Annotated in this window: 21 protein-coding genes; 5 read left to right on the top strand and 16 right to left on the bottom strand. The window is 64.7% G+C overall.

The window, feature by feature from the left end:
- The 16 genes from Q8P46_13835 to phnG all read right to left on the bottom strand — a co-directional run.
- On the bottom strand, positions 1-230 hold a 230-nt coding region (locus Q8P46_13835), incomplete at its 3' end, for a hypothetical protein (GenBank protein ID MDP2621229.1).
- 86 nt (positions 231-316) lie between these two features.
- Positions 317-1,882: an alkaline phosphatase D family protein gene (locus Q8P46_13830; protein ID MDP2621228.1), complete on the bottom strand. Its 1,566-nt coding sequence runs from the start codon at positions 1,880-1,882 to the stop codon at positions 317-319.
- Positions 1,883-1,994: 112 nt separating this feature from the next.
- Positions 1,995-2,651 (bottom strand): phosphonate metabolism protein/1,5-bisphosphokinase (PRPP-forming) PhnN, encoded by a 657-nt coding sequence (phnN, locus tag Q8P46_13825; protein ID MDP2621227.1) that lies wholly within the window; start codon positions 2,649-2,651, stop codon positions 1,995-1,997.
- Positions 2,648-3,217 carry an HD domain-containing protein gene (locus Q8P46_13820; GenBank protein ID MDP2621226.1) on the bottom strand — a complete coding sequence of 190 codons (570 nt, stop codon included), beginning with the start codon at positions 3,215-3,217 and terminating at the stop codon, positions 2,648-2,650. The genes phnN and Q8P46_13820 overlap by 4 nt, the downstream gene beginning before the upstream one ends.
- The gene (locus Q8P46_13815; GenBank protein MDP2621225.1) at positions 3,214-4,356 is read right to left on the bottom strand and encodes an alpha-D-ribose 1-methylphosphonate 5-triphosphate diphosphatase; all 1,143 of its coding nucleotides are present in this window, start codon (positions 4,354-4,356) and stop codon (positions 3,214-3,216) included. The genes Q8P46_13820 and Q8P46_13815 overlap by 4 nt, the downstream gene beginning before the upstream one ends.
- The gene (locus Q8P46_13810) at positions 4,353-5,087 is read right to left on the bottom strand and encodes a DUF1045 domain-containing protein (protein MDP2621224.1); all 735 of its coding nucleotides are present in this window, start codon (positions 5,085-5,087) and stop codon (positions 4,353-4,355) included. Before Q8P46_13810 ends, Q8P46_13815 begins: the two co-directional genes overlap by 4 nt.
- 8 nt (positions 5,088-5,095) lie before the next feature.
- A complete protein-coding gene (gene phnE / locus Q8P46_13805) occupies positions 5,096-5,893 on the bottom strand; it encodes a phosphonate ABC transporter, permease protein PhnE (GenBank protein ID MDP2621223.1) in 798 nt (265 codons plus the stop codon).
- A gap of 109 nt (positions 5,894-6,002) precedes the next feature.
- Complete coding sequence (gene phnD, locus Q8P46_13800; GenBank protein MDP2621222.1) at positions 6,003-7,001, bottom strand: phosphonate ABC transporter substrate-binding protein; 999 nt, start codon at positions 6,999-7,001, stop codon at positions 6,003-6,005.
- 43 nt (positions 7,002-7,044) lie between these two features.
- On the bottom strand, positions 7,045-7,896 hold the full coding sequence (gene phnC / locus Q8P46_13795; GenBank protein ID MDP2621221.1) for a phosphonate ABC transporter ATP-binding protein: 852 nt from the start codon (positions 7,894-7,896) through the stop codon (positions 7,045-7,047).
- 96 nt (positions 7,897-7,992) lie between these two features.
- Positions 7,993-8,694, bottom strand: a complete 702-nt coding sequence (gene phnL / locus Q8P46_13790; protein MDP2621220.1) for a phosphonate C-P lyase system protein PhnL — start codon at positions 8,692-8,694, stop codon at positions 7,993-7,995.
- Between the two features lie 2 nt (positions 8,695-8,696).
- Positions 8,697-9,476: a phosphonate C-P lyase system protein PhnK gene (gene phnK, locus Q8P46_13785; protein MDP2621219.1), complete on the bottom strand. Its 780-nt coding sequence runs from the start codon at positions 9,474-9,476 to the stop codon at positions 8,697-8,699.
- A complete protein-coding gene (locus Q8P46_13780; protein ID MDP2621218.1) occupies positions 9,473-9,940 on the bottom strand; it encodes a GNAT family N-acetyltransferase in 468 nt (155 codons plus the stop codon). The genes phnK and Q8P46_13780 overlap by 4 nt, the downstream gene beginning before the upstream one ends.
- Positions 9,937-10,797: an alpha-D-ribose 1-methylphosphonate 5-phosphate C-P-lyase PhnJ gene (locus Q8P46_13775; protein ID MDP2621217.1), complete on the bottom strand. Its 861-nt coding sequence runs from the start codon at positions 10,795-10,797 to the stop codon at positions 9,937-9,939. Before Q8P46_13775 ends, Q8P46_13780 begins: the two co-directional genes overlap by 4 nt.
- A complete protein-coding gene (locus Q8P46_13770) occupies positions 10,794-11,903 on the bottom strand; it encodes a carbon-phosphorus lyase complex subunit PhnI (protein MDP2621216.1) in 1,110 nt (369 codons plus the stop codon). The genes Q8P46_13775 and Q8P46_13770 overlap by 4 nt, the downstream gene beginning before the upstream one ends.
- 4 nt (positions 11,904-11,907) lie before the next feature.
- Positions 11,908-12,519: a phosphonate C-P lyase system protein PhnH gene (gene phnH, locus Q8P46_13765; protein ID MDP2621215.1), complete on the bottom strand. Its 612-nt coding sequence runs from the start codon at positions 12,517-12,519 to the stop codon at positions 11,908-11,910.
- Positions 12,516-13,016, bottom strand: coding sequence for a phosphonate C-P lyase system protein PhnG (gene phnG / locus Q8P46_13760; protein MDP2621214.1), 501 nt, complete (start codon positions 13,014-13,016; stop codon positions 12,516-12,518). Before phnG ends, phnH begins: the two co-directional genes overlap by 4 nt.
- 634 nt (positions 13,017-13,650) lie before the next feature.
- Here phnG and Q8P46_13755 point away from each other — a divergent pair.
- The 5 genes from Q8P46_13755 to phoU form a co-directional block, all read left to right on the top strand.
- A complete protein-coding gene (locus Q8P46_13755) occupies positions 13,651-14,688 on the top strand; it encodes a substrate-binding domain-containing protein (protein MDP2621213.1) in 1,038 nt (345 codons plus the stop codon).
- A gap of 72 nt (positions 14,689-14,760) precedes the next feature.
- Positions 14,761-16,140 (top strand): phosphate ABC transporter permease subunit PstC, encoded by a 1,380-nt coding sequence (gene pstC, locus Q8P46_13750; protein MDP2621212.1) that lies wholly within the window; start codon positions 14,761-14,763, stop codon positions 16,138-16,140.
- A complete protein-coding gene (pstA, locus tag Q8P46_13745; protein ID MDP2621211.1) occupies positions 16,137-17,423 on the top strand; it encodes a phosphate ABC transporter permease PstA in 1,287 nt (428 codons plus the stop codon). Before pstC ends, pstA begins: the two co-directional genes overlap by 4 nt.
- A gap of 72 nt (positions 17,424-17,495) precedes the next feature.
- The gene (gene pstB / locus Q8P46_13740) at positions 17,496-18,263 is read left to right on the top strand and encodes a phosphate ABC transporter ATP-binding protein PstB (protein MDP2621210.1); all 768 of its coding nucleotides are present in this window, start codon (positions 17,496-17,498) and stop codon (positions 18,261-18,263) included.
- 21 nt (positions 18,264-18,284) lie between these two features.
- The coding region (gene phoU, locus Q8P46_13735) for a phosphate signaling complex protein PhoU (GenBank protein MDP2621209.1) at positions 18,285-18,944 on the top strand (660 nt) is incomplete at its 3' end.

Raw genomic sequence — 18,944 nt, 5'->3', positions numbered from 1 at the left:
TGCGCCTCTTCCATCACCCGGTGGTTGAATTCCAGCCAGGAAAGCTCGCGGTTGATGAAGCGCGACGGCCCGAAGCTTTGCGGCGGCTTGTGGGTGCCGGCAGACGCGGTCTTGATCTCGGCCGGCGCGGCGCGCGCGCGGCTCCGTCCATTCTTGTGCGCTGGCACCTCAAACGTGTCCATCGGCTTCTCGCCACCCCTTGTGAGTTCCAGCGTGAAGTGCAACGCCACGGCTGCCTTCCTCCATAGCCACACTGGTAAAAAAGGACGCCGGCCGCGGCGGGCCGGGCCGGCGCCAGAGGTCGCGAGAGTCCGGTCTATCCTCCGCGCACCGGCGCCAGAACCTGTGCAAACAGCTCGTTGTCGGCGCTGTCCATCAGGCGTACCGTCATTTCCTCACTGCCGCCGTCGATCTCGACCAGGCCAAAAAACTGCAAACCTTCGCTTGGCGGCAGATTAGATTCGCCCTCGGGCGGGGCTTTGACGAATTTCACCTCCGGTCCGAAGGTCATATCGAGGTCGTTCGGGCCGAAGGTGCCGGCGTGCAGCGGTCCGGTCACGAACTCCCAGAAGGGCCTGAAATCCTGAAACGCGGCCTTGTCCGGGCTGTAGTGGTGAGCCGCGGCGTAGTGCACGTCGGCGGTGAGCCAGACGACATTGTCTATGTCGGCCCGATCGATGAAGCGAAGGAGGTCGGCGATCTCGCGCTCCCGTCCGAGCGGATCGCCGCCGATCGAGTTGGCAACGGCCTCGAAGCGCGTATCACCGTCGCGCACCACGAGGCCGATCGGCATGTCGCAGGCGATCACCTTCCAGGTGGCCCTTGAATTGGTCAGCGCACGTTTCAGCCAGCGCACCTGACCGCCGCCAAGGATCTCCGTCTCCGGTCCGCCGCCGTTCTGGTCGTTGGCCGTGTTCGGACCGCGATAGGAGCGCAGATCGAGAATGAAAACGTCGAGCAGCGGCCCATAGCCGATCTTGCGATAGACCCGGCCCGGTTCCGCCGGCATGTAGCGGATCGGCGTCATCTCGTGGAACGCGCGCGCGGCGCGGGCCGACAGAAGCGGTACGGATTTGACGGTGTAGCGTTCGTCCTCGGACAGGTTCTTCGACGGCGACCAATTATTTACGACCTCATGGTCGTCCCATTGAAAGAAGGTGGGCACGGCGGCGTTGAAGGCGCGGACGTGCTCGTCAAGCATGTTGTATTTCCACTGGCCGCGGAACTCGTCGAGTGTTTCTGCGACCTTGGCCTTCTCGGGAACCATGAGGTTCTTCCAAACGCCGCCGCCCTTGATCTCGACCGTCTCCTTCAGGGGTCCGTCGGCATAGATCGTGTCGCCGGAATGGATGAAGAAATCCGGCTCGTGCGCCGCCATGGTGGCATATGTCTTCATGCCTCCCTTGGCCTCGTCGATGCCCCAGCCCTGGCCCGCCGTGTCGCCCGACCAAACGAACTTGACCGAGCGGCGGGAAGCGGGCGCTGTGCGGAAATGACCGGTCACCGGCTCCGACGTGGCTGCGAGGTCGTCGAGGTCGACGAAGGAAATGCGGTAGAAGATTTCCTGGTCGGAAGGCAGATCGACCAAGAGGCGCTTTACCGCGAAATCGGTTTCCGGCAGCGCATCGAGCGGCGCCAGCCGCCGCGCGTGTTTGAAGCTTTCCTCGGTCGCAATCTCGAACATCGCACGCGAGGGCCTGTCGGCGCGCGCCCAGATCATGCCGGAATTCGCATCCACGTCGCCGGACTGCACGCCATGCGTGAGCATGGGCCGCGCCTGGGCGCGGCTGATCGCAAGGACGAACAGGCCGGGAGTGGCCAGCGCGAGGCCGGAAGCGGCGGAGGAAGCGAGAAATCGGCGGCGTGTAATGTTCAGAGACATGTCCGTGGCTCCTGTTGACCGGATGACGACCAAACCTGAACCACGGCCATGACATGCCGATGAAGCTTTTTTGTCGGTTCGTTGACACCAGAGATGGTCCGAGTTCCGACCTCTACCTCCGGCACAGGGAGGCGAGCAGATCGGAGAGCTTGCCGGCACCATCCTGGGGTGCGCCGGTATTTTCTATCACATAGGACGCCGGTACCTCGGGCACCGCCAAGCCAGCGCGCTCCAACCGAGAATCAAGGCACACGCCGTTCTCCCGGCCACGAGCCGCGAGCCTCTCGGCGAGGATGTCCTGCGGTGCTGTCACCAAGACCACAACGACGCGGCGGTATTTCTCCACGATGGCCGGAACGACGGTGCGCGAGACATTGACCACGATGACATCGCCGGCTCCGAACCAGGTCTCGGTCACCGCCGGCACGCCGTACCAAAGCCCGTTGGCGGACCAGAAGAAGGAAAAGGCACCGCGCCGGACCCCGTCCGTGAATTCTTGCGCGCTGAGCGTGTCGTGGTCCTCGATGCTCGGATTGGCTTGGCGGGTGACCTGGCGGCGCACGAAATGAAGCTTGGGCATATGGCCAATCCAATCGCGGGCGATGCGCAGCAGCGTATCCTTGCCGGCGCCGCTGGGGCCGGCGACCAGAACGAACACGCCAGTGCCCCGCGCCGACGGCGTAGTTCGCACGCTTGCGACGATATCACGGACCCGCACCGAGGTCTCTGCAAGGCTCGGCGGACGGGAAATGGAAGTGGCGTCACTCATCCTGACTTGCGGACCTCCGGGCGGAGCGCCCGGACTACGCACGCGCGCAGACTGGAAAGCCGCAGCACCGGCGCTCGGGGGTCTTTCGCCAGATCGTCCCAACGCCTAAGCTGCACCGCCGGTTCCCAATGCGGATTGTCGCGGAGCGCGTGTGCCTCGTCGGCGGTGAAAGGCCCGCCCTGAACCATCAGCGAGGCGACCGAAGCGGGTGATAGCGTCGACAAATAGTCCTGATCCACCGCACACAGATAGCGCTTGGCGGCGACATGAAGCCTGATCGGCTCCGTGACGTCGGGGCCGAAGAGAGGCGCCAGAAACCGCGCGGCGGTCTCCTCGTGTCGCATGTCGAGACCACGTTCGGCTGCTCCTTCGTCTTTGGAAATGAGATGCCCATAGTCGTGCAGCAGCGCCGCGGCGACGAGCGCGTCGGAAGCGCCGGCATGGATGGCGAGCGTGGCGCACTGCAGCGCATGCTGAAGCTGGGTAACGGCCTCGCCGCCATACATGTCCCTCCCGCGCTGGCCGAGCGTGTCGAACACCGCATCGATGCCGGTCCCGGAGGTCAAGCCACCCGCCTTCCGGCGCGCCAGACCGCCTTCACTACGGGAACATCGCCGTCGAACCCGACGCGCACCAGATCGGCGCGCTTTTCCACCGCGATCTGGCCGCGGTCGCCAAGACCCACGGCCGCCGCCGGGTTGCGGGTGACCAGCGCAAGCGACTCTGGCAGCGACAGGCCGGGCACGCGCTGGGGCAGGGAAAAGGCGGCATGGAGCAGGCTGAACGGCACATAATCCGACGACAGGATGTCGAGCCATCCCCGGCCGGCCAACTCGCAGGCCGAGACATTGCCGGAATGAGAGCCTCCGCGCACCACGTTGGGGGCGCCCATCAGGACGTCGAGGCCGCTCGCGCGCGCGGTGCGCGCCGCCTGCAGAGTAGTCGGGAACTCGCAGATGGCGGCGCCGTCCTGGACGGCCTCCCGGACGTGGTCCTCGGTCGCGTCGTCGTGGCTGGCGAGCGGGATGCCGACCTGCCGGCAGATGTCCACGATCTCGCGGCGATGTGCGCGGGCATAGGTGTGGTGCGCAGCCGTACGCTCGGCCATGAACCGCTCCAGATCCGCGTCCGACATGCCGGTCTTGCCCTGGTAGTACTGCTTGTACTTGTCGAGGCGGACGAACTGGCGCTGGCCGGGCGTGTGATCCATCACCGAGACGAGCCTGAGATGCGGGTTGCCGACGAACGCGGTCAAGCTGTCGACCACGTCTTCCGCCGACACCTCGCAGCGCAGATGGACGAAATGCTCGGCGCGCAGGCGGCCCTCCGCGTGGCCGGTGCGGATCGCCTCGGCGAGGACGCCCATATTGCCGCCAAGCCCCTTTTCGTCGATGTCCATGCCGGCGCGCAGCGCGTCGAATACGGTCGTGATGCCCGACGTGGCGATCTGCGCGTCGTGCGCCTGAAGCGCGGCCATGGGGTTCCAGCAAACGCCGGGCCGCGGCGCATAATGGCTTTCCAGATGATCGGTGTGCAGCTCGATGAGGCCGGGAATGAGATAATCGGCTTCGAGATCTTCCCCGACGCGCGATGGGCCCTCGTCGATCGCCGCCACGCTCGCGCCCCTGACGGCGATCCCGCCAGTGATCACCCGGTCCGGAAGCACCAGCCGGGCATTCGTCATGGCCATTTCGCCTGCGCTCATGCGCAGCGCTCCATCTCTGCGTCGGCCGGCGCCGGAACGGCGCCATGGGCACCCAAGCGCGCGCTGAACCGGACCCGAAAGTTTCCGCCTTCGCCCTGTTCGACGAACAGGTGGAGACGGTCGATGACGAGCGGGTGGGAGACGACCGGGGCGAACAGATTTTCGAGCGCGCGATAGACGACAGCCCGCTCCGCCTTCGCCACGGGACCGGTCAGGCTCATGTGAAACCGGAACGCGTCGAACACGTAAGGGTAGCCCCAGGTCCGCAACAAGTCCTGCTGGTGCGGCGTCAGCCCGGCGGCCCTGTAGCCAGCGAATTCCTCTTCGTTGAGCTCCGCACGAAATGGATCCAGCGCCTCAACCACATAGGCGGCGAGCCGATCAGTGTCCGGTGTCGGCGCCACCGGGGTCAGCGCGAAGAAGTCGCCGAGCTGGTTCACACGAAGCGAAGGAACGACGACCGGCGCGAATTCGCTCGCCAGCGAGGTCAGAGCGGCGATGAGATCGTAGTCCTGCACGCCCCGCTGCAGACGGAACGGCGCCTTCAAGGTGGCATGAAACCCATATCGCCGCGGCTGGGCCGTCAGCGCCGAGACGAGGTTCGGCGCGAGTGCGACGGGCTCCGGATGGGGGAGAGGCGCGTCCGCAAAGGCATCCCGGCCAAGCCAGCGCGCGGCGAGCCGCGTCAGCGGGTCGTTGGCGGGCGGGGTGACATAGATCGCGTAGCGCATCGGCGGCCTCAAATGACGAGCTTGCGCAGTTGCTGCGAGATGATGTCGACGATCGAGACCGTGGCCACGACGATCAGCATGATCGCGGCGGTTTCGGCGTAGTAGAAACCGCGGATCGACTCGAACAGGATTTGGCCGATACCGCCCGCCCCGACGAGTCCGAGGACGGTCGCCGAGCGCACATTGGTCTCCAGACGGTAGAGCGAATAGGAGATCCACAGCGGCAGCACCTGTGGCACCACCCCGTAGACGATCTCTTGGATGCGGGTCGCGCCGGTCGCGCGAATACCTTCCACGGGGCGTGGATCGACCGCCTCCACCGCTTCGGAGAACAGTTTCGCGACGATGCCCATATTGTGCACGAAAAGCGCCATGACGCCGGCGAAGGGTCCGAGGCCGACGGCGACGACGAACAGCACCGCGAACACCAGTTCGTTGATGGCGCGCGCCGCATCCATCAGCCGGCGCACCGGCTGAACGATCCAGACCGGCGCGATATTGTTGGACGACAGCAGCGCGAACGGGATGCCGAACACGATCGCGAGCACGGTCCCCCAGATCGCGATCTGGACCGTCAGAATCATTTCCGCAACATAGAGATCCCAATCGTGAAAGTTGGGACGGAAGAAGCCCTTGGCGTATTCCGCCATGTTGGCGGCATCGGTAAAAAGATATGCAGCGCGGGAGATTTCGGCCGGGCCGAAGCCCCACGCTAGCACCGATCCCAGGGCAAGCCATCCCAGATACCAATAAGCCCGCTCGCCGAAGCTCGGTCGCGGTATCGCGATCGGAACGGACTTTGTCATTGGGTTGTTCATGTCGGAATCGGATCCGTTCCGGTTGCTGAGGCTGAAGGGAAACAGGGGGCGGCGATACCCTTGACGCCACGCTTCGCCGCCCCGTTCACTTGACAGCTCAGGACTCGGGAACTTCGTCCATGAGCGCTTGGTAGTGGGCCTTGCTCGCTTCCAGCTCCTTGAGCTGGGCGTCCCTTTCCTCTTTACTAAACTTGTCGTCGTACCGGATCTTGGCCATCTGCTTGGTGATCTCCAGCACGCGGATCGGGTAGAGCTGCGCATCCGAGGACGGCTTGAACGGCGCCCATTGCAGGCTCGCGAGAATCGTGCGGGCCGCCTTGACCTCCTCAAGCGTACCCAGCCGCCCATAGGTCATGATGAAGGTGTAGATCTTGGCCTTGGTCTCCGGGTCCAGGTCCTTGCGCCAGACCAGCGGATCGGACGGGATCAGCGGCGAGCGCCAGATCTCCTTGATCTTCTGCACCGCCTGCGGGTTGGTCTTCATCAGCCGGCGGTAGTTTTCGGTATTGTTGGTCGCCACGTCGACTTGGCCGTTGGCGACGGCGAGCAGGTTGGTCTCGTGATTGGCGTTGCGCACCGTCCGAAAGCAGGATTTCGGATCGACGCCGCGCTGGGCGAAGATGAACGTGGTGGGTACCAGGAAGCCGGAGGTCGAGTTTGGATCGCCGATACCGAAGTCGAGCGACTTGTCGCACGTCAGCACGTCTTCGAGCCTGTTCAGCTTGTCGTTTGTAGCCTGGGTGATGAGGATCGACCAGTAGCCGGGGTTGCCCTCGGCGTCGACGGATTGTGCGAACACCTCGCCGCCAGCGCGGTCGACCGCCTCCATGCCCGACTTGTTGCCGAACCAGGCGAAATGGACCTTGCCGAAACGCATGCCTTCGATGACGCCGGCATAGTCAGACGCGAAGAAGGCGTTTACCTTCAGTCCGGTCTGTTCCGCCATGGCGTCCAGGAAGGGTTGCCAGATGGTGCTCAGGTTCTTGGTCGATTCAGTCGAGATGATGCCGAAATTGATCTCGGTTGTCTGGGCCGCCGCCGCGGTCGTCGATAGGGCGACCGTACCGATGGCCAGGGCTCTTGCTAAAGTGTTCATGGAGTGACCTCTTCCTTGTGGTGCATAAGCTGGTGTCGTGAACTCACACGCCCACGAGCGCCGGCTGCGGGGCCGGACGCGCGGGGCGATACTTTGGCGGCGCCCACGCCGGGGCGTCGGGCAGGATCAGTTCCTCGCTCGCCTCGCCGTAGATGTCGCGCAGGAAATCGAGGGTCAGCGCCGCGCTCGGCCCGTCATAGGCGACGCTGCCGTCCCGCAGCGCGACGGTGCGCGAGCAATAGCGGCGCGCATACTCGACCTGATGCAGCGATACCAGGACGGTGATTCCGTCCTCCTGGTTAATCCGCGCGAGCGTCTCCATCACGCTCTTGGCGGATGCCGGATCGAGCGAGGCAATCGGCTCGTCGGCGAGCAGGACCTTCGCTTCCTGCACCAGGGCGCGCGAAATGGCCGCGCGTTGCTGCTGGCCGCCGGACAGGGTCGAGGCGCGCTGCCGCGCCGTCTCATGGATTCCGACGCGGGCGAGCGCGTGCATGGCGGCGAGCTTTTCCGCCCGCGTGAACAGGCCAAGCGTACCGCGGAACGCCGGGATGCGGCCGAGCAGCCCGACGAGCACATTGGTCAGTACCGGCAGCCGGTCGACCAGATTGAATTGCTGAAAGACGACGCTGATGTCGCGGCGCAGCGCCGTGGCGTTGCGTACCAGGCGGCCGCCCTGCTGCATGCAGCAGCCATCGACCTCTATCCGCCCCCGGTCGATCCCATCGCCGTTCAGCAGGCCGGCGATCAGCCTGATCAGCGTCGACTTGCCGGAGCCCGAGGCGCCGATCAGCGCCACCATCTCTCCGGGAGCGATGTCGAGCGAAACCTCGTGCAGGGCGGCCTTGCGACGCCCGAAGGTTTTGCTCATGTTGCGGACGGTGATTGAAGACATGACAGCGCTCCTCTTTCTTGAGGCCCTGGATAGCAAGCCTTTGTAACGGCCCGTTGTCGGTTCGATGACGGGCCCATGACAGTGACGGGTACGCTGTCAGGCCGCGCCGTGCGCGAACGCGGCGATGTCGATCTGGCGGTCGGCAATGTCGGCGCGGACGCTCTCGTCGTGGAAGATGCCGAGCAGGGCGACGCCTTGCGCCTTCTTCTCCCGTATCAGATCGACGACGGCGGCTCGGTTCTCCGCATCGAGCGAGGCAGTCGGTTCATCAAGAAGCAGGAGAGAATAGTCGGGGGCAAAGCCGCGGGCGATGTTGACACGCTGTTGTTCGCCGCCGGAAAAGGTCGCCGGCGGCAAGGTCCACAGCCGCTCCGGCAGATTGAGGCGGTGAAGCAGCCGCCGCGCGCGCTCAAGCGCCTCGCCTTTTTCCACACCCTGGGCGATCACCGGCTCGGCGATCAGGTCGAGCGTTGCCACCCGCGGGATCACGCGCAGGAACTGGCTCACATAGCCGATGCTGTGCCGGCGCAGATCGATCATGGTGCGCGGACTGGCGCCCGCAAGATCGACGATGCGGTCGCCATCGCGCAGCACGATGCGCCCTTCCGCGCAGCGATAGTTCCCGTAGACCATCTTCAGGAGCGAGCTCTTGCCGCTCCCGGAGGGGCCGGCGAGCACCACGCATTGTCCCTCTCCGACGGTGAGATCGACACCGCTCACCACCGGCAGCCGGGCGCCGTTCTGCAGGTGCAGGGTGAAACTCTTCGACACGCCCGTCAGGGAAAGGACGGCTTGCATGATCACACCTGCAGGACCGAGGAGACCAGCAGCTGCGTATAGGGCTGCTGCGGGTCGTCGAGCACCTGGTCGCTCAGCCCCGTCTCGACGACGGAGCCCGCACGCATGACTAGGATCCGATGCGATAAGAGCCGCGCCACGGCGAGATCGTGGGTGACGATGATGGCCGCCAGGCCGAGATCGGCGACGAGCCCGCGCAGCAGATCGAGCAGCCGCGCCTGCACCGACACGTCGAGTCCGCCGGTCGGCTCGTCCATGAAGACGAGGCGCGGCCGCGTGACCAGGTTGCGCGCGATCTGCAGCCTTTGCCGCATGCCGCCGGAAAAGGCGCCTGGACTCTCGTCTATGCGTTCCGGGGCGAGGTCGACGCGCGCGAGCCAATCCGCCGCCTCGGCCCGGATCTCGCCATAGTGGCGGGCGCCGACCGCCATCAGCCGCTCGCCGATATTGGCGCCGGCCGATACGCTCATGCGCAGGCCCTCGGCCGGGTTCTGATGCACGAAGCCCCAGTCGGTGCGGGCGACGAAACGCCGCTCCGCCTCGCCGAGCTGGAACAGGTCGCGCATCTGATGGTCGCGCATCCGGTACTCGACTATGCCAGAGGTCGGTGTGAGCTGTGCCGACAGACAGGCGATGAGCGTCGTTTTGCCGGAGCCGGATTCGCCGACCATGGCGAGCACTTCCCCCGGCCAGATTTCCAGAGAGACATCGCGGCAGCCGACCTGCGCGGCGTAATATTTCGTCACGTTGCGGGCACAAAGAAGGGGGCCGTCCGCTCTCACGCCGTTTCTCCGGGTTCCTCGAACGACAGAAGGAAGCTGTAGCCATGGCGCTGAAAGCCGAGCCGCTCGAAAAAGGCGTACGCCCGCTTGCGCTTCACGTCGGCGGAAAGAGCGAGTTTGTAGCAGCCCCGGTCACGGCAGGTGCGGGCGGCGAAGCGCATCATCGCGGTGCCGATCCCCTCGTCCTGGAAGCCGGGATTCACGACGACATGCTCGACGACGCCCGAGGGCGCGCCGAAATGGCCGAGATTGTCCATGATGAGAAGCGCGAAGGAGCCGACCGCCGTGCCGTCCTGCTCGGCGACGTAGAGGGTGTAGTCGGGATAAGCCGAAAAGCGCTCGAATATCCTGGCCGCCTCCTCGGGACCGAGAACCTCCCCATCGTCGATGTCGGGCTGCGCGTAGAGCGCCAGAACCGCGGCTAGGTCGGCACGCAGCGCTGGGCGGATCGAAAGCTTGCTCACCGCTTTGCCTCCTCCGCCGCGCGCCTCGTCTCGCAATGATCGGAATCGGAACAGACGAACATCCGCCGCCCGGCATCGTCCAGCACCACCTCGTCGAAATACACGTCGCGGGTGCCGCACAGCCCGCAGGCCGTCTTCCCCCAGGTTTGGATTTCGAAAGGATGGTCCTCGAAGTCGAGGCTCTTCACGTCGGTCCAGGGCGGGATCGCGTAGATGCGCTTTTCACGGCCCGCGCCGAATAGCTGCAGCGCCTTCATGCGGTGCATCTTCGGATTGTCGAACTTCGGGATCGGCGAGGGGTCGGTCACATAGCGTCCGTTCACCAGCACCGGATAGGCATAGGTCGTGGCGATATGGCCGTGATGGGCAATGTCCTCGTAGAGCTTGACATGCATCAGCCCGTATTCTGTGAGCGCGTGCATCTTGCGCGTCTCGGTCTCGCGCGGCTCGAGAAAGCGCAGAGGCTCCGGGATCGGCACCTGGAACACCAGGATCTGATGTTCGGAGAGGGGGTGTTCGGGAATCCGGTGCCGCGTCTGGATGACCGTGGCGGCGGCCGTCTTCGTGGTCGTCCTGACGCCCGCCGTCTTCTCGAAAAAGCCGCGGATGGCCACCGCGTTGGTGGTGTCGTCCGAGCCCTGGTCAATGACCTTTAAAACATCGTCCGGCCCGAGGATAGACGCCGTGACCTGGACCCCGCCGGTGCCCCAGCCATAGGGCATCGGCATTTCGCGGCTCGCGAAGGGGACCTGGTAGCCGGGAATGGCGATGCCCTTGAGGATGGCGCGGCGGATCATGCGCTTGGTCTGTTCGTCGAGATAGGCGAAATTGTAGGCAGTCTCGGGTATCGCGCTCATTCCGCCGCCTCCCGATGCGCCGCATCATCGCCGGCATGCCGCTGCTTGATCTCGCGGCGCAGCTTGCGGAGAAGCTCCAGCTCCGCCTGGAAGTCGACATAGTGCGGCAGCTTCAGATGCTCGACGAAGCCGGTCGCCTGGATATTGTCGGAATGCGAGAGCACGAACTCCTCGTCCTGCGCCGGCGCGGTCTGTTCCTCGCCAAGCTCGCGCCAGCGAAGCGCGCGATCGACCAGCGCCATGGCCATGGCCTTGCGCTCGCAATGACCGAACGAGAGGCCGTAGCCGCGGGTGAACTGCGGCAACATTTCACTCGATCCCTTGAACTGATTGATCATCTGGCACTCGGTGACGGTGACGCGGCCGAGCGGGACGGCGAACCCGAGTTCCTCGGCGTTGAGCTCGACCTCGACCTCGCCGAGGCGGATTTCGCCGGCGAAGGGATGGCTGCGCGCATAGCCGCGCTGGGTCGAATAGCCGAGCGCCAGCAGGAACCCTTCATCGCCGCGCGCGAGGGTTTGCAGCCGCACGTCGCGATCGGCCGGAAAGGCGAGTGGCTCGCGGGTCAGGTCGCCGATGGCTGCTTCGTCCGCCGGTGGGTCGTCGCTTTCGATCAGACTCTCGTCGCCGAGAAGAGCAGCGACGCGCGGCACGGCGCCCGCCTCCGGCTCCGCCGCTTCCGGGGCGTCGGGCGCCGTCTCCGCCGCCAGGGCGAAGTCGAGAAGCCGATGCGTATAGTCGAATGTCGGCCCCAGAAGCTGACCGCCCGGCAGGTCCTTGAAGGTCGCGGAAATGCGCCGGCGGATGAGCATGTCTGCTGTGTTCAACGGCTCCGAATAGCCGAAACGCGGCAGGGTCGTGCGATAGGCGCGGATGAGGAAGATCGCCTCGATGAGGTCGCCGCGCGCCTGCTTGACCGCGAGCGCCGCTAGGCCGCGGTCATAGAGGGAGCCTTCGCTCATGACCCGGTCGACAGCGAGTGACAATTGCCCCTCAATCTGCTTGATCGAGAGTTCGGCGACTGCCGGGTCCCCGCGCCGCTCACGAGCGAGCAGGCGGTGGGCGTTGCGGATCGCCCTTTCTCCGCCCTTTGCCGCCACATACATGGGCTCATCCCTCCGGCATCTCGATGCGGGTCGAGCGCGGCAGGGCGGCAAAGGCGCGAGGCGCGGCGAAGACGAGATCGACGCCGCGCGGAAACTGCATATGATTGAGGCGCGCCTCGTGCCAGAACGCTTCCGGCATCGGCAGGAAGTTGAGCGGCCGTTGATCGGGTATGCCGGGTCCCGTCAGCACCGCCCCTGCGACATGGGACACCCGGCCGACTTGCAGCACCAGGGTCGCGCTGCGGTCGGGATATTCCGGCGAGCCCTGGGCGAAAACCGACAAGGGCGGCATTTGGGCGGGATCGGCGATCAGCGCGAAGGCCGCCCGTGCCAGCTCGGCGACGATCGGCGCGCCGGTGTAGAAGCGCAGATAGTCGGCGACGGCAGAGCACTTCGTGAGCGGGTGATCGATCCAAATCGGCGTCTCATGGTCGCAAAGCGTCAACGCCACCGCCGCCGCCGAGGCGCTGAGCGGCTCAGGCGGCGCGCACAGGGCCGGGAGAGGCTCGATCGAGCCCGGCCGGGCCATCGCCATCATCACCTTGCGGAACACCGCCTGCGCATCGAACACCGGCTCTGAGAACACCGGACCTGGCCGCATTGCCGCGACGGTCATTCCGACTCTCCGCGAACCAGGGTGAAGAAATCGACGCGCGTCGCGGCGGTGCGCGCCCGCGTCTTCGCGTCCTCCTGCTGCTGCGCTTCGCGCAGCGGCGCAAAGACGTGCTGCTCCACGGTCTCACGCCGCGCTCCCTGCCAAAGCGCATCGAACAGTGCGGCAATCTCCGCCTTCCTGGCGTCGCGGCCGAGCACATAGGCAAATCCGGTCTCGCCGCTGCCAAGGCGCACGGCACAGCGCGTGACCGTGACCTCGCCGAGATTGAAAGGCGCTCCGGCACCGCCGATCCGCCCGCGCACCATGACCAACCCGGTCTCGGGACGCCGCATCCAGCGCCAGTCGGGCTTGTCTGCCCAGGCCTCCCAGGCGGCAATCAAGTCCCGCGCGTCCGCACGGGCAAACGCCGCCATCGCCGCGCAGCGGGCACGGCCGGGTTTATTGGCGGCCGCCCCTTCGCCCACATACTCGATGTACTCTGTGGTGCATCTCGTCATGCCGTCCATGTCGCGCAGCCACCCTGTGCCTCCCGGTGAGTGACCGGATCGCTTCCAGTCGCCGACGTTATTTGCCCGGGCTGGATGACATGTTGATGACAGGCCGCTACTGGGCTGGCTGCGATCGGCAAACAAGTTTCCGGACGATGGCCGTTTGACTCGGATTGGCCTCGAAGTTGCCGGCACTGATCAGATCAGGAAGGAAACGCCCGTGCCGAGTCTTAAGAAGATGCTGCCCCAGAAGATCCTGCCCCCGAAGGCGGCGTCAAATGGTCCGGCACGTGTCTTCGAAATCGAGGCGGCAAGACCAGCGAAACGATAGCTAAAGAGAGAAGCACATCTTCGCACAACGGCGCTTTTCAGATGGTCTCGGTTGCAGGCCAAAGGGCCATCTTCGCCTTCCGCCTTCCGCTGTCAGCGATTGACACGCACCGGGGTGCGGATTGCCGGAGTTCTTTGCCCTCGGCTGGAAAAATGCTGGCGGATCAACGCGTTGAATTGTCATCAAATCATCACGCCAGTTTCATGAAAGCTTGATGTGGCTGCACTAGCGTCGCGGCGAAGGCGGGATCGCGCCAGTGAGGTTTGCCTCCGGTGTCAACCGCTGAATCTCGAGCAAACAAGGAGAGCGCACGTGACATCCAAAACCCTTTCCATTCTTGCAGCGGCAGCGATAGGCGCTGCCCTGTATGCGGCCCCGGCGGCGGCGCGCGACCAGATACGCATCGTCGGCTCCTCGACGGTATTCCCCTTCACCCAGGCCGTCGCCGAGGAGTTTGCCAACGCCACCGGCATGCCCGCGCCCGTGGTCGAATCGACCGGCACCGGCGGCGGCATGAAGATCTTCTGCCAGGGCGTCGGCGAGGATCAGCCTGACCTTACCGGCGCCTCGCGCGCGATGAAGGAGTCCGAGTACAAGGCTTGCATTGCGAACGGCGTCGAAAGCATCACCGAGGTCCAGATCGGCTTCGACGGAATTGCCTTCGCCCATTCGCGCGCTGGCGCCGATCTGGTCCTCACCAAGAAACAGCTCTTCCAGGCGCTGGCCGCCGAGGTCGAGGTCGACGGCAAGATTGTCCCCAACCCCTACAAGAAATGGAGCGACATCGACTCATCTCTGCCTGATACGACGATCACCGTTTTCGGCCCGCCGCCCACCTCCGGCACGCGCGATGCCTGGGTCGAGCTTGTCATGGATGAGGGTTGCAAAGAGTTCTCCGCGATCAAGAATCTCGACGGGGACCGCATGAAAGAGGTCTGTGCTCGCATGCGCCAGGACGGTCCCTTCATCGAGGCCGGCGAGAACGACAACCTCATCGTGCAGCGGCTCGAGGCCGACAGGAACGCCTTCGGCATCTTCGGCTTTTCATTCCTCTATGAGAACGAGGACAAGCTGAACGGCGTCGAGATCGATGGTGTGGCACCGAGCATCGACACCATCGCCGACAGTTCCTACCCGATATCGCGCCCGCTGTTCTTCTACATCAAGAACGCGCATCGCGGCGTCATTCCCGGCCTGGAGGAGTTCGTCACCGAGTATGTTTCCGAGACATCGATGGGCGACGGCGGCTATCTCACCGAGCGGGGTCTCATTCCGCTCTCCGCCGAGAAGCGCGAGGCCATTCGCGCAGCGGTGAAGAACGGCAAGCATCTCTCGCGTTTCGGTAGCTAACCAATACGCATCGGGGCCGCGGCATATGTTCGCGCCGCGGCCCTTCCCACTTTTTCCAGCGGGCGGAAAATCGTGACCGGCTACGTATTTCTGTTCATCCTGGCGATGTCTGCGGCCGCCTTTTTCGTCGGTCGGATGACCGCTGCCGGATTCGCCGCGCAAGACGGCGTCAGGCCACATTCACGCCCGCTCTATCATGGCGCCTTCGTCGCGGTTTGGGTCGGCGTACCGGCGCTGGTTCTCGTGCTGGTCTGGCTGCTGCTTCAGCCGACGGTCATCGACGCGTTCCTGATCGCGAGCCTCCCCCCCGACCTGACCGCCGGAACGACGGCGGCCCAGCGCACCCTCATCCTGAGCGAGATCAAGAATGTCGCCGCCGGCCGCATGTTCACCGAGCCGCGCGATGCCGTGCGGCAAGCCGCCGCGAGCTACAACGCCTGGGCCGAGATCGCGCGCTGGGCGATGGTCGCTGCCGTCGCGGCGCTGATGATCGCGGTGCTCATTGTGGCGCGGGCGCGCCTGTCGCCTCGTTTCCGGGCACGCAACAATTTCGAGCGGTTCATGACAGTTCTGATGATCTCCTGCTCCGTCGTGGCCATCATCACGACGGTGGGCATCGTCGTCTCCTTGCTGTTCGAGGCGTATCGCTTCTTCGAGCGTGTGCCGCTGAGCGAGTTCCTGTTCGGCCTGAACTGGGAGCCGCAGATCCCGCTGCGCGCCGATCAGGTTGCCGGATTGGGCGCTTTCGGCGCAATCCCCGTCTTCACCGGCACGCTGCTGATCGCTGCCATCGCCATGCTGGTGGCGACTCCCATCGGTCTTTATTCGGCGATATATCTGGTCGAATATGCCGACGAACGGCTCCGCGCGGTGGTCAAGCCGCTGCTGGAGATTCTCGCCGGTATTCCGACCGTCGTCTACGGCTTCTTCGCCGTGCTGATCGTCGCGCCTTCGGTACGCGAGTTCGGCTCCATTTTCGGCGTTGTCGTCGCGCCCAACAGCGCGATCGCCGCAGGCGGAGTCATGGGCATCATGCTGATCCCGTTCGTATCCTCGCTTTCCGACGACGCCTTGCAGGCTGTGCCGGCGGCAATGCGCGACGGCTCGCTGGCGGTGGGCGCCACGCGCGCTGAGACGATGATGAAGGTCATGCTGCCAGCAGCCCTTCCAGGAATCATGGGGGGAATCCTGCTCGCGGTCAGCCGTGCCATCGGCGAGACGATGATTGTCGTCATGGCTGCCGGGCTGATCGCCACGCTGACGATCAATCCTCTGGAAAGCGTGACCACGGTCACTGTCCAGATCGTCACGCTGCTCATCGGCGATACCGAGTTCGACAATCCGAAGACGCTCGCCGCCTTCGCGCTGGGTCTGATGCTGTTCATCATCACCCTCGGTCTCAACGTGCTGGCGCTGCGCATCGTGCAGAAGTACCGGGAGAAGTACGAATGACCGACGCGGCAGCCGCGGCGCAACCGCACATCATGGGGGAGGCGGCGAAACGCCGCCGCAAGCGCCGCTACAGGGCCGAACGCCGCCTCCGCCTGATGGGGCTCGGCGCGGTCCTCTCCGCAATCTGCCTGCTTGGCGTTCTGGTCACCTCGATTACCCTGACCGGTTACCAGGCCTTCGTGCAGACCATGATTACGCTTGATGTGTTCATCGACCCCGAACTCGTGCAGGCGGACGATATTCGCGGCTCGAACTGGCGCAGGGTGTTCAACAATGCGCTCGATATGGAATTCCCGGATGTGGAGAGCCCCTCCGATAAGCGCAATCTCGCAAGTCTGTTCACGTCGAGCTCATCGCTGTTTGTGCGCGATCGTGTGTTGGCGGACCCGACTCTCATCGGCGAGACGATCACCGTAACGATAGCGGCCTCCGACCCGGTCGATCAGCTCAACAAGGGCACCGTCTCGCGCGATACGCCGGAGAGCCGGCGGCGCATCAGCGACCAGCAGATTGCCTGGTTCGACCGGCTGGTGGGGCAGGAACGCGTATCAACGCCCTTCAACTGGGGCCTGGTCTTCAACGCCGATAGCCGGTTCCCGGAGATTGCCGGCCTTGCCGGCGCGATTACCGGTTCCTTCTACGCTCTGCTTGTCTGCTTCCTCATCAGCTTTCCGTTGGGAATTGCGGCCGCCGTCTATCTGGAGGAGTTCGCGTCGAAAGTCCGCTGGACCGACCTGATCGAGGTCAACATCAACAATCTCGCGGCGGTGCCGTCGATCGTGTTCGGGTTGCTCGGCCTTGCCGTGTTCCTGAACTTTTTCGGCCTGCCGCGCTCCGCCCCGCTGGTCGGTGGGATGGTGCTGGCGCTGATGACGCTGCCGACCATCATCATCGCCACCCGCGCGGCGCTGAAATCGGTGCCGCCATCGATCCGCGAGGCGGCATTGGGCATCGGCGCGTCGCGGCATGAGACGGTCATGCAGCACGTGCTGCCGCTCGCCATGCCGGGCATCCTGACCGGGACCATCATCGGCCTTGCCCAAGCGCTGGGCGAGACGGCGCCGCTCTTGCTGATCGGCATGAACGCCTTCATCACCAGCCCGCCCGGCGGAGTCATGGAGCCGTCGACGGCACTGCCGACTCAGATCTTCATATGGGCGGACAGTCCGGAGAGAGGCTTTGTCGCGCGAACTTCTGCCGGCATTCTGGTGCTTCTGGGCTTTCTCGTCGCGATGAACACACTCGCCATCGTCCTTCGTCAGCGGCTCGGCCGGCGATGGTAGCGCAGAGCAAAGAGGTATGCCATGGATGCGATTCCGCACGTCGTTGCCGAAGTCACTCGCGAGGCCCCCGTGATGACGACGAACCAAGTGAAAATGAGCGGTGTCGACGTCAATGTGTTCTACGGCGACAAACAGGCGCTGTTCGACGTCAGCCTCGACATTCTGGAGAATATGGTCACGGCGCTGATCGGCCCTTCCGGCTGCGGCAAGTCCACCTTTATTCGCTGTCTCAACCGCATGAACGACGTCATCGAGAATTGCCGCGTGACCGGCGAGATCCGCCTCGACGACACGGACATCTATGTGCCCTCGCTCGACGTGGTCGAGCTCAGGGCCCGCGTCGGCATGGTCTTTCAAAAGCCCAATCCGTTCCCGAAAACCATCTTCGAGAATGTCGCCTACGGGCCGCGCATCCACGGTCTGGCGCGTTCCCGCACGGAGCTTGAGGAGATCGTGGTCAGGAGCCTGGAGAAGGCCAGCCTGTTCGAGGAGGTCAAGGATCGCCTCGACGAACCGGGGACGGGGCTCTCCGGCGGCCAGCAGCAGCGCCTGTGCATCGCCCGCGCCATCGCCGTCAACCCGGAGGTCATCCTGATGGACGAGCCCTGCTCGGCGCTTGATCCGATCGCGACCGCGCGCATCGAGGAGCTGATGGACGAGCTGCGGGCGAACTACACGATCGTGATCGTCACCCACAATATGCAGCAGGCGGCGCGCGTGTCGCAGAAGACGGCGTTCTTCCACCTCGGCAAACTCATCGAGCAGGGCGATAAGAACCAGATATTCACCGCGCCGCGGAACCAGCGCACGCAGGACTACATCACCGGCCGCTTCGGCTGAGCCCGATCGAGGAAATTGGCCATGACCCAGCATATCGTCCGCGCCTTCGAGGAAGAGCTGGTCTCCCTCGGCGAGAAGATCGCGCAGATGGGCGGCATCGTCGAAAAGCAGCTTGCCGAGGCCGTAAGCGCGCTCCACCGCCGCGATTCCGACTTGGCCCAGAAGGTCATCGCCGACGACAAGACCGCCGATGCCTATGAGCGGCAGATCGAGGAGCAGGCGATCCTGATGATCGTCCGCCGCCAGCCGATGGCGCTCGACCTGCGAGAGATCATGGCGGCGATCCGCATGTCGGCGGAGTTGGAGCGCATCGGCGACCTCGCCAAGAACATCGCCAAGCGGGTGCTGGCGATCGGCACCGAGGGACAGCCCAAGCGCCTGATCCGCGGCGTCGAGCATATGAGCCGGATCGCCATGCAACAGCTGAAGGACGTTCTCGACGCCTATTCCGAGCGCGACGCCGACAAGGCGGTGGCGGTATGGCGGCGCGACGAGGAGATCGATTCGATGTACACCTCGCTGTTCCGCGAGCTGCTCACCTACATGATGGAGGACCCGCGCAACATCACCGCCTGTACCCATCTGCTGTTCGCGGCGAAGAATGTCGAGCGCATCGGCGACCATGCCACCAACATCGCCGAGATGGTCCATTATCTGGTGCACGGCGAGGCCCTGACCGAC

Source organism: Hyphomicrobiales bacterium, from assembly GCA_030688605.1.
GTDB lineage: Bacteria > Pseudomonadota > Alphaproteobacteria > Rhizobiales > NORP267 > JAUYJB01.
Note: the sequence above shows the minus strand (reverse complement) of the source record. Positions and strands in the feature narration are given on the sequence as shown.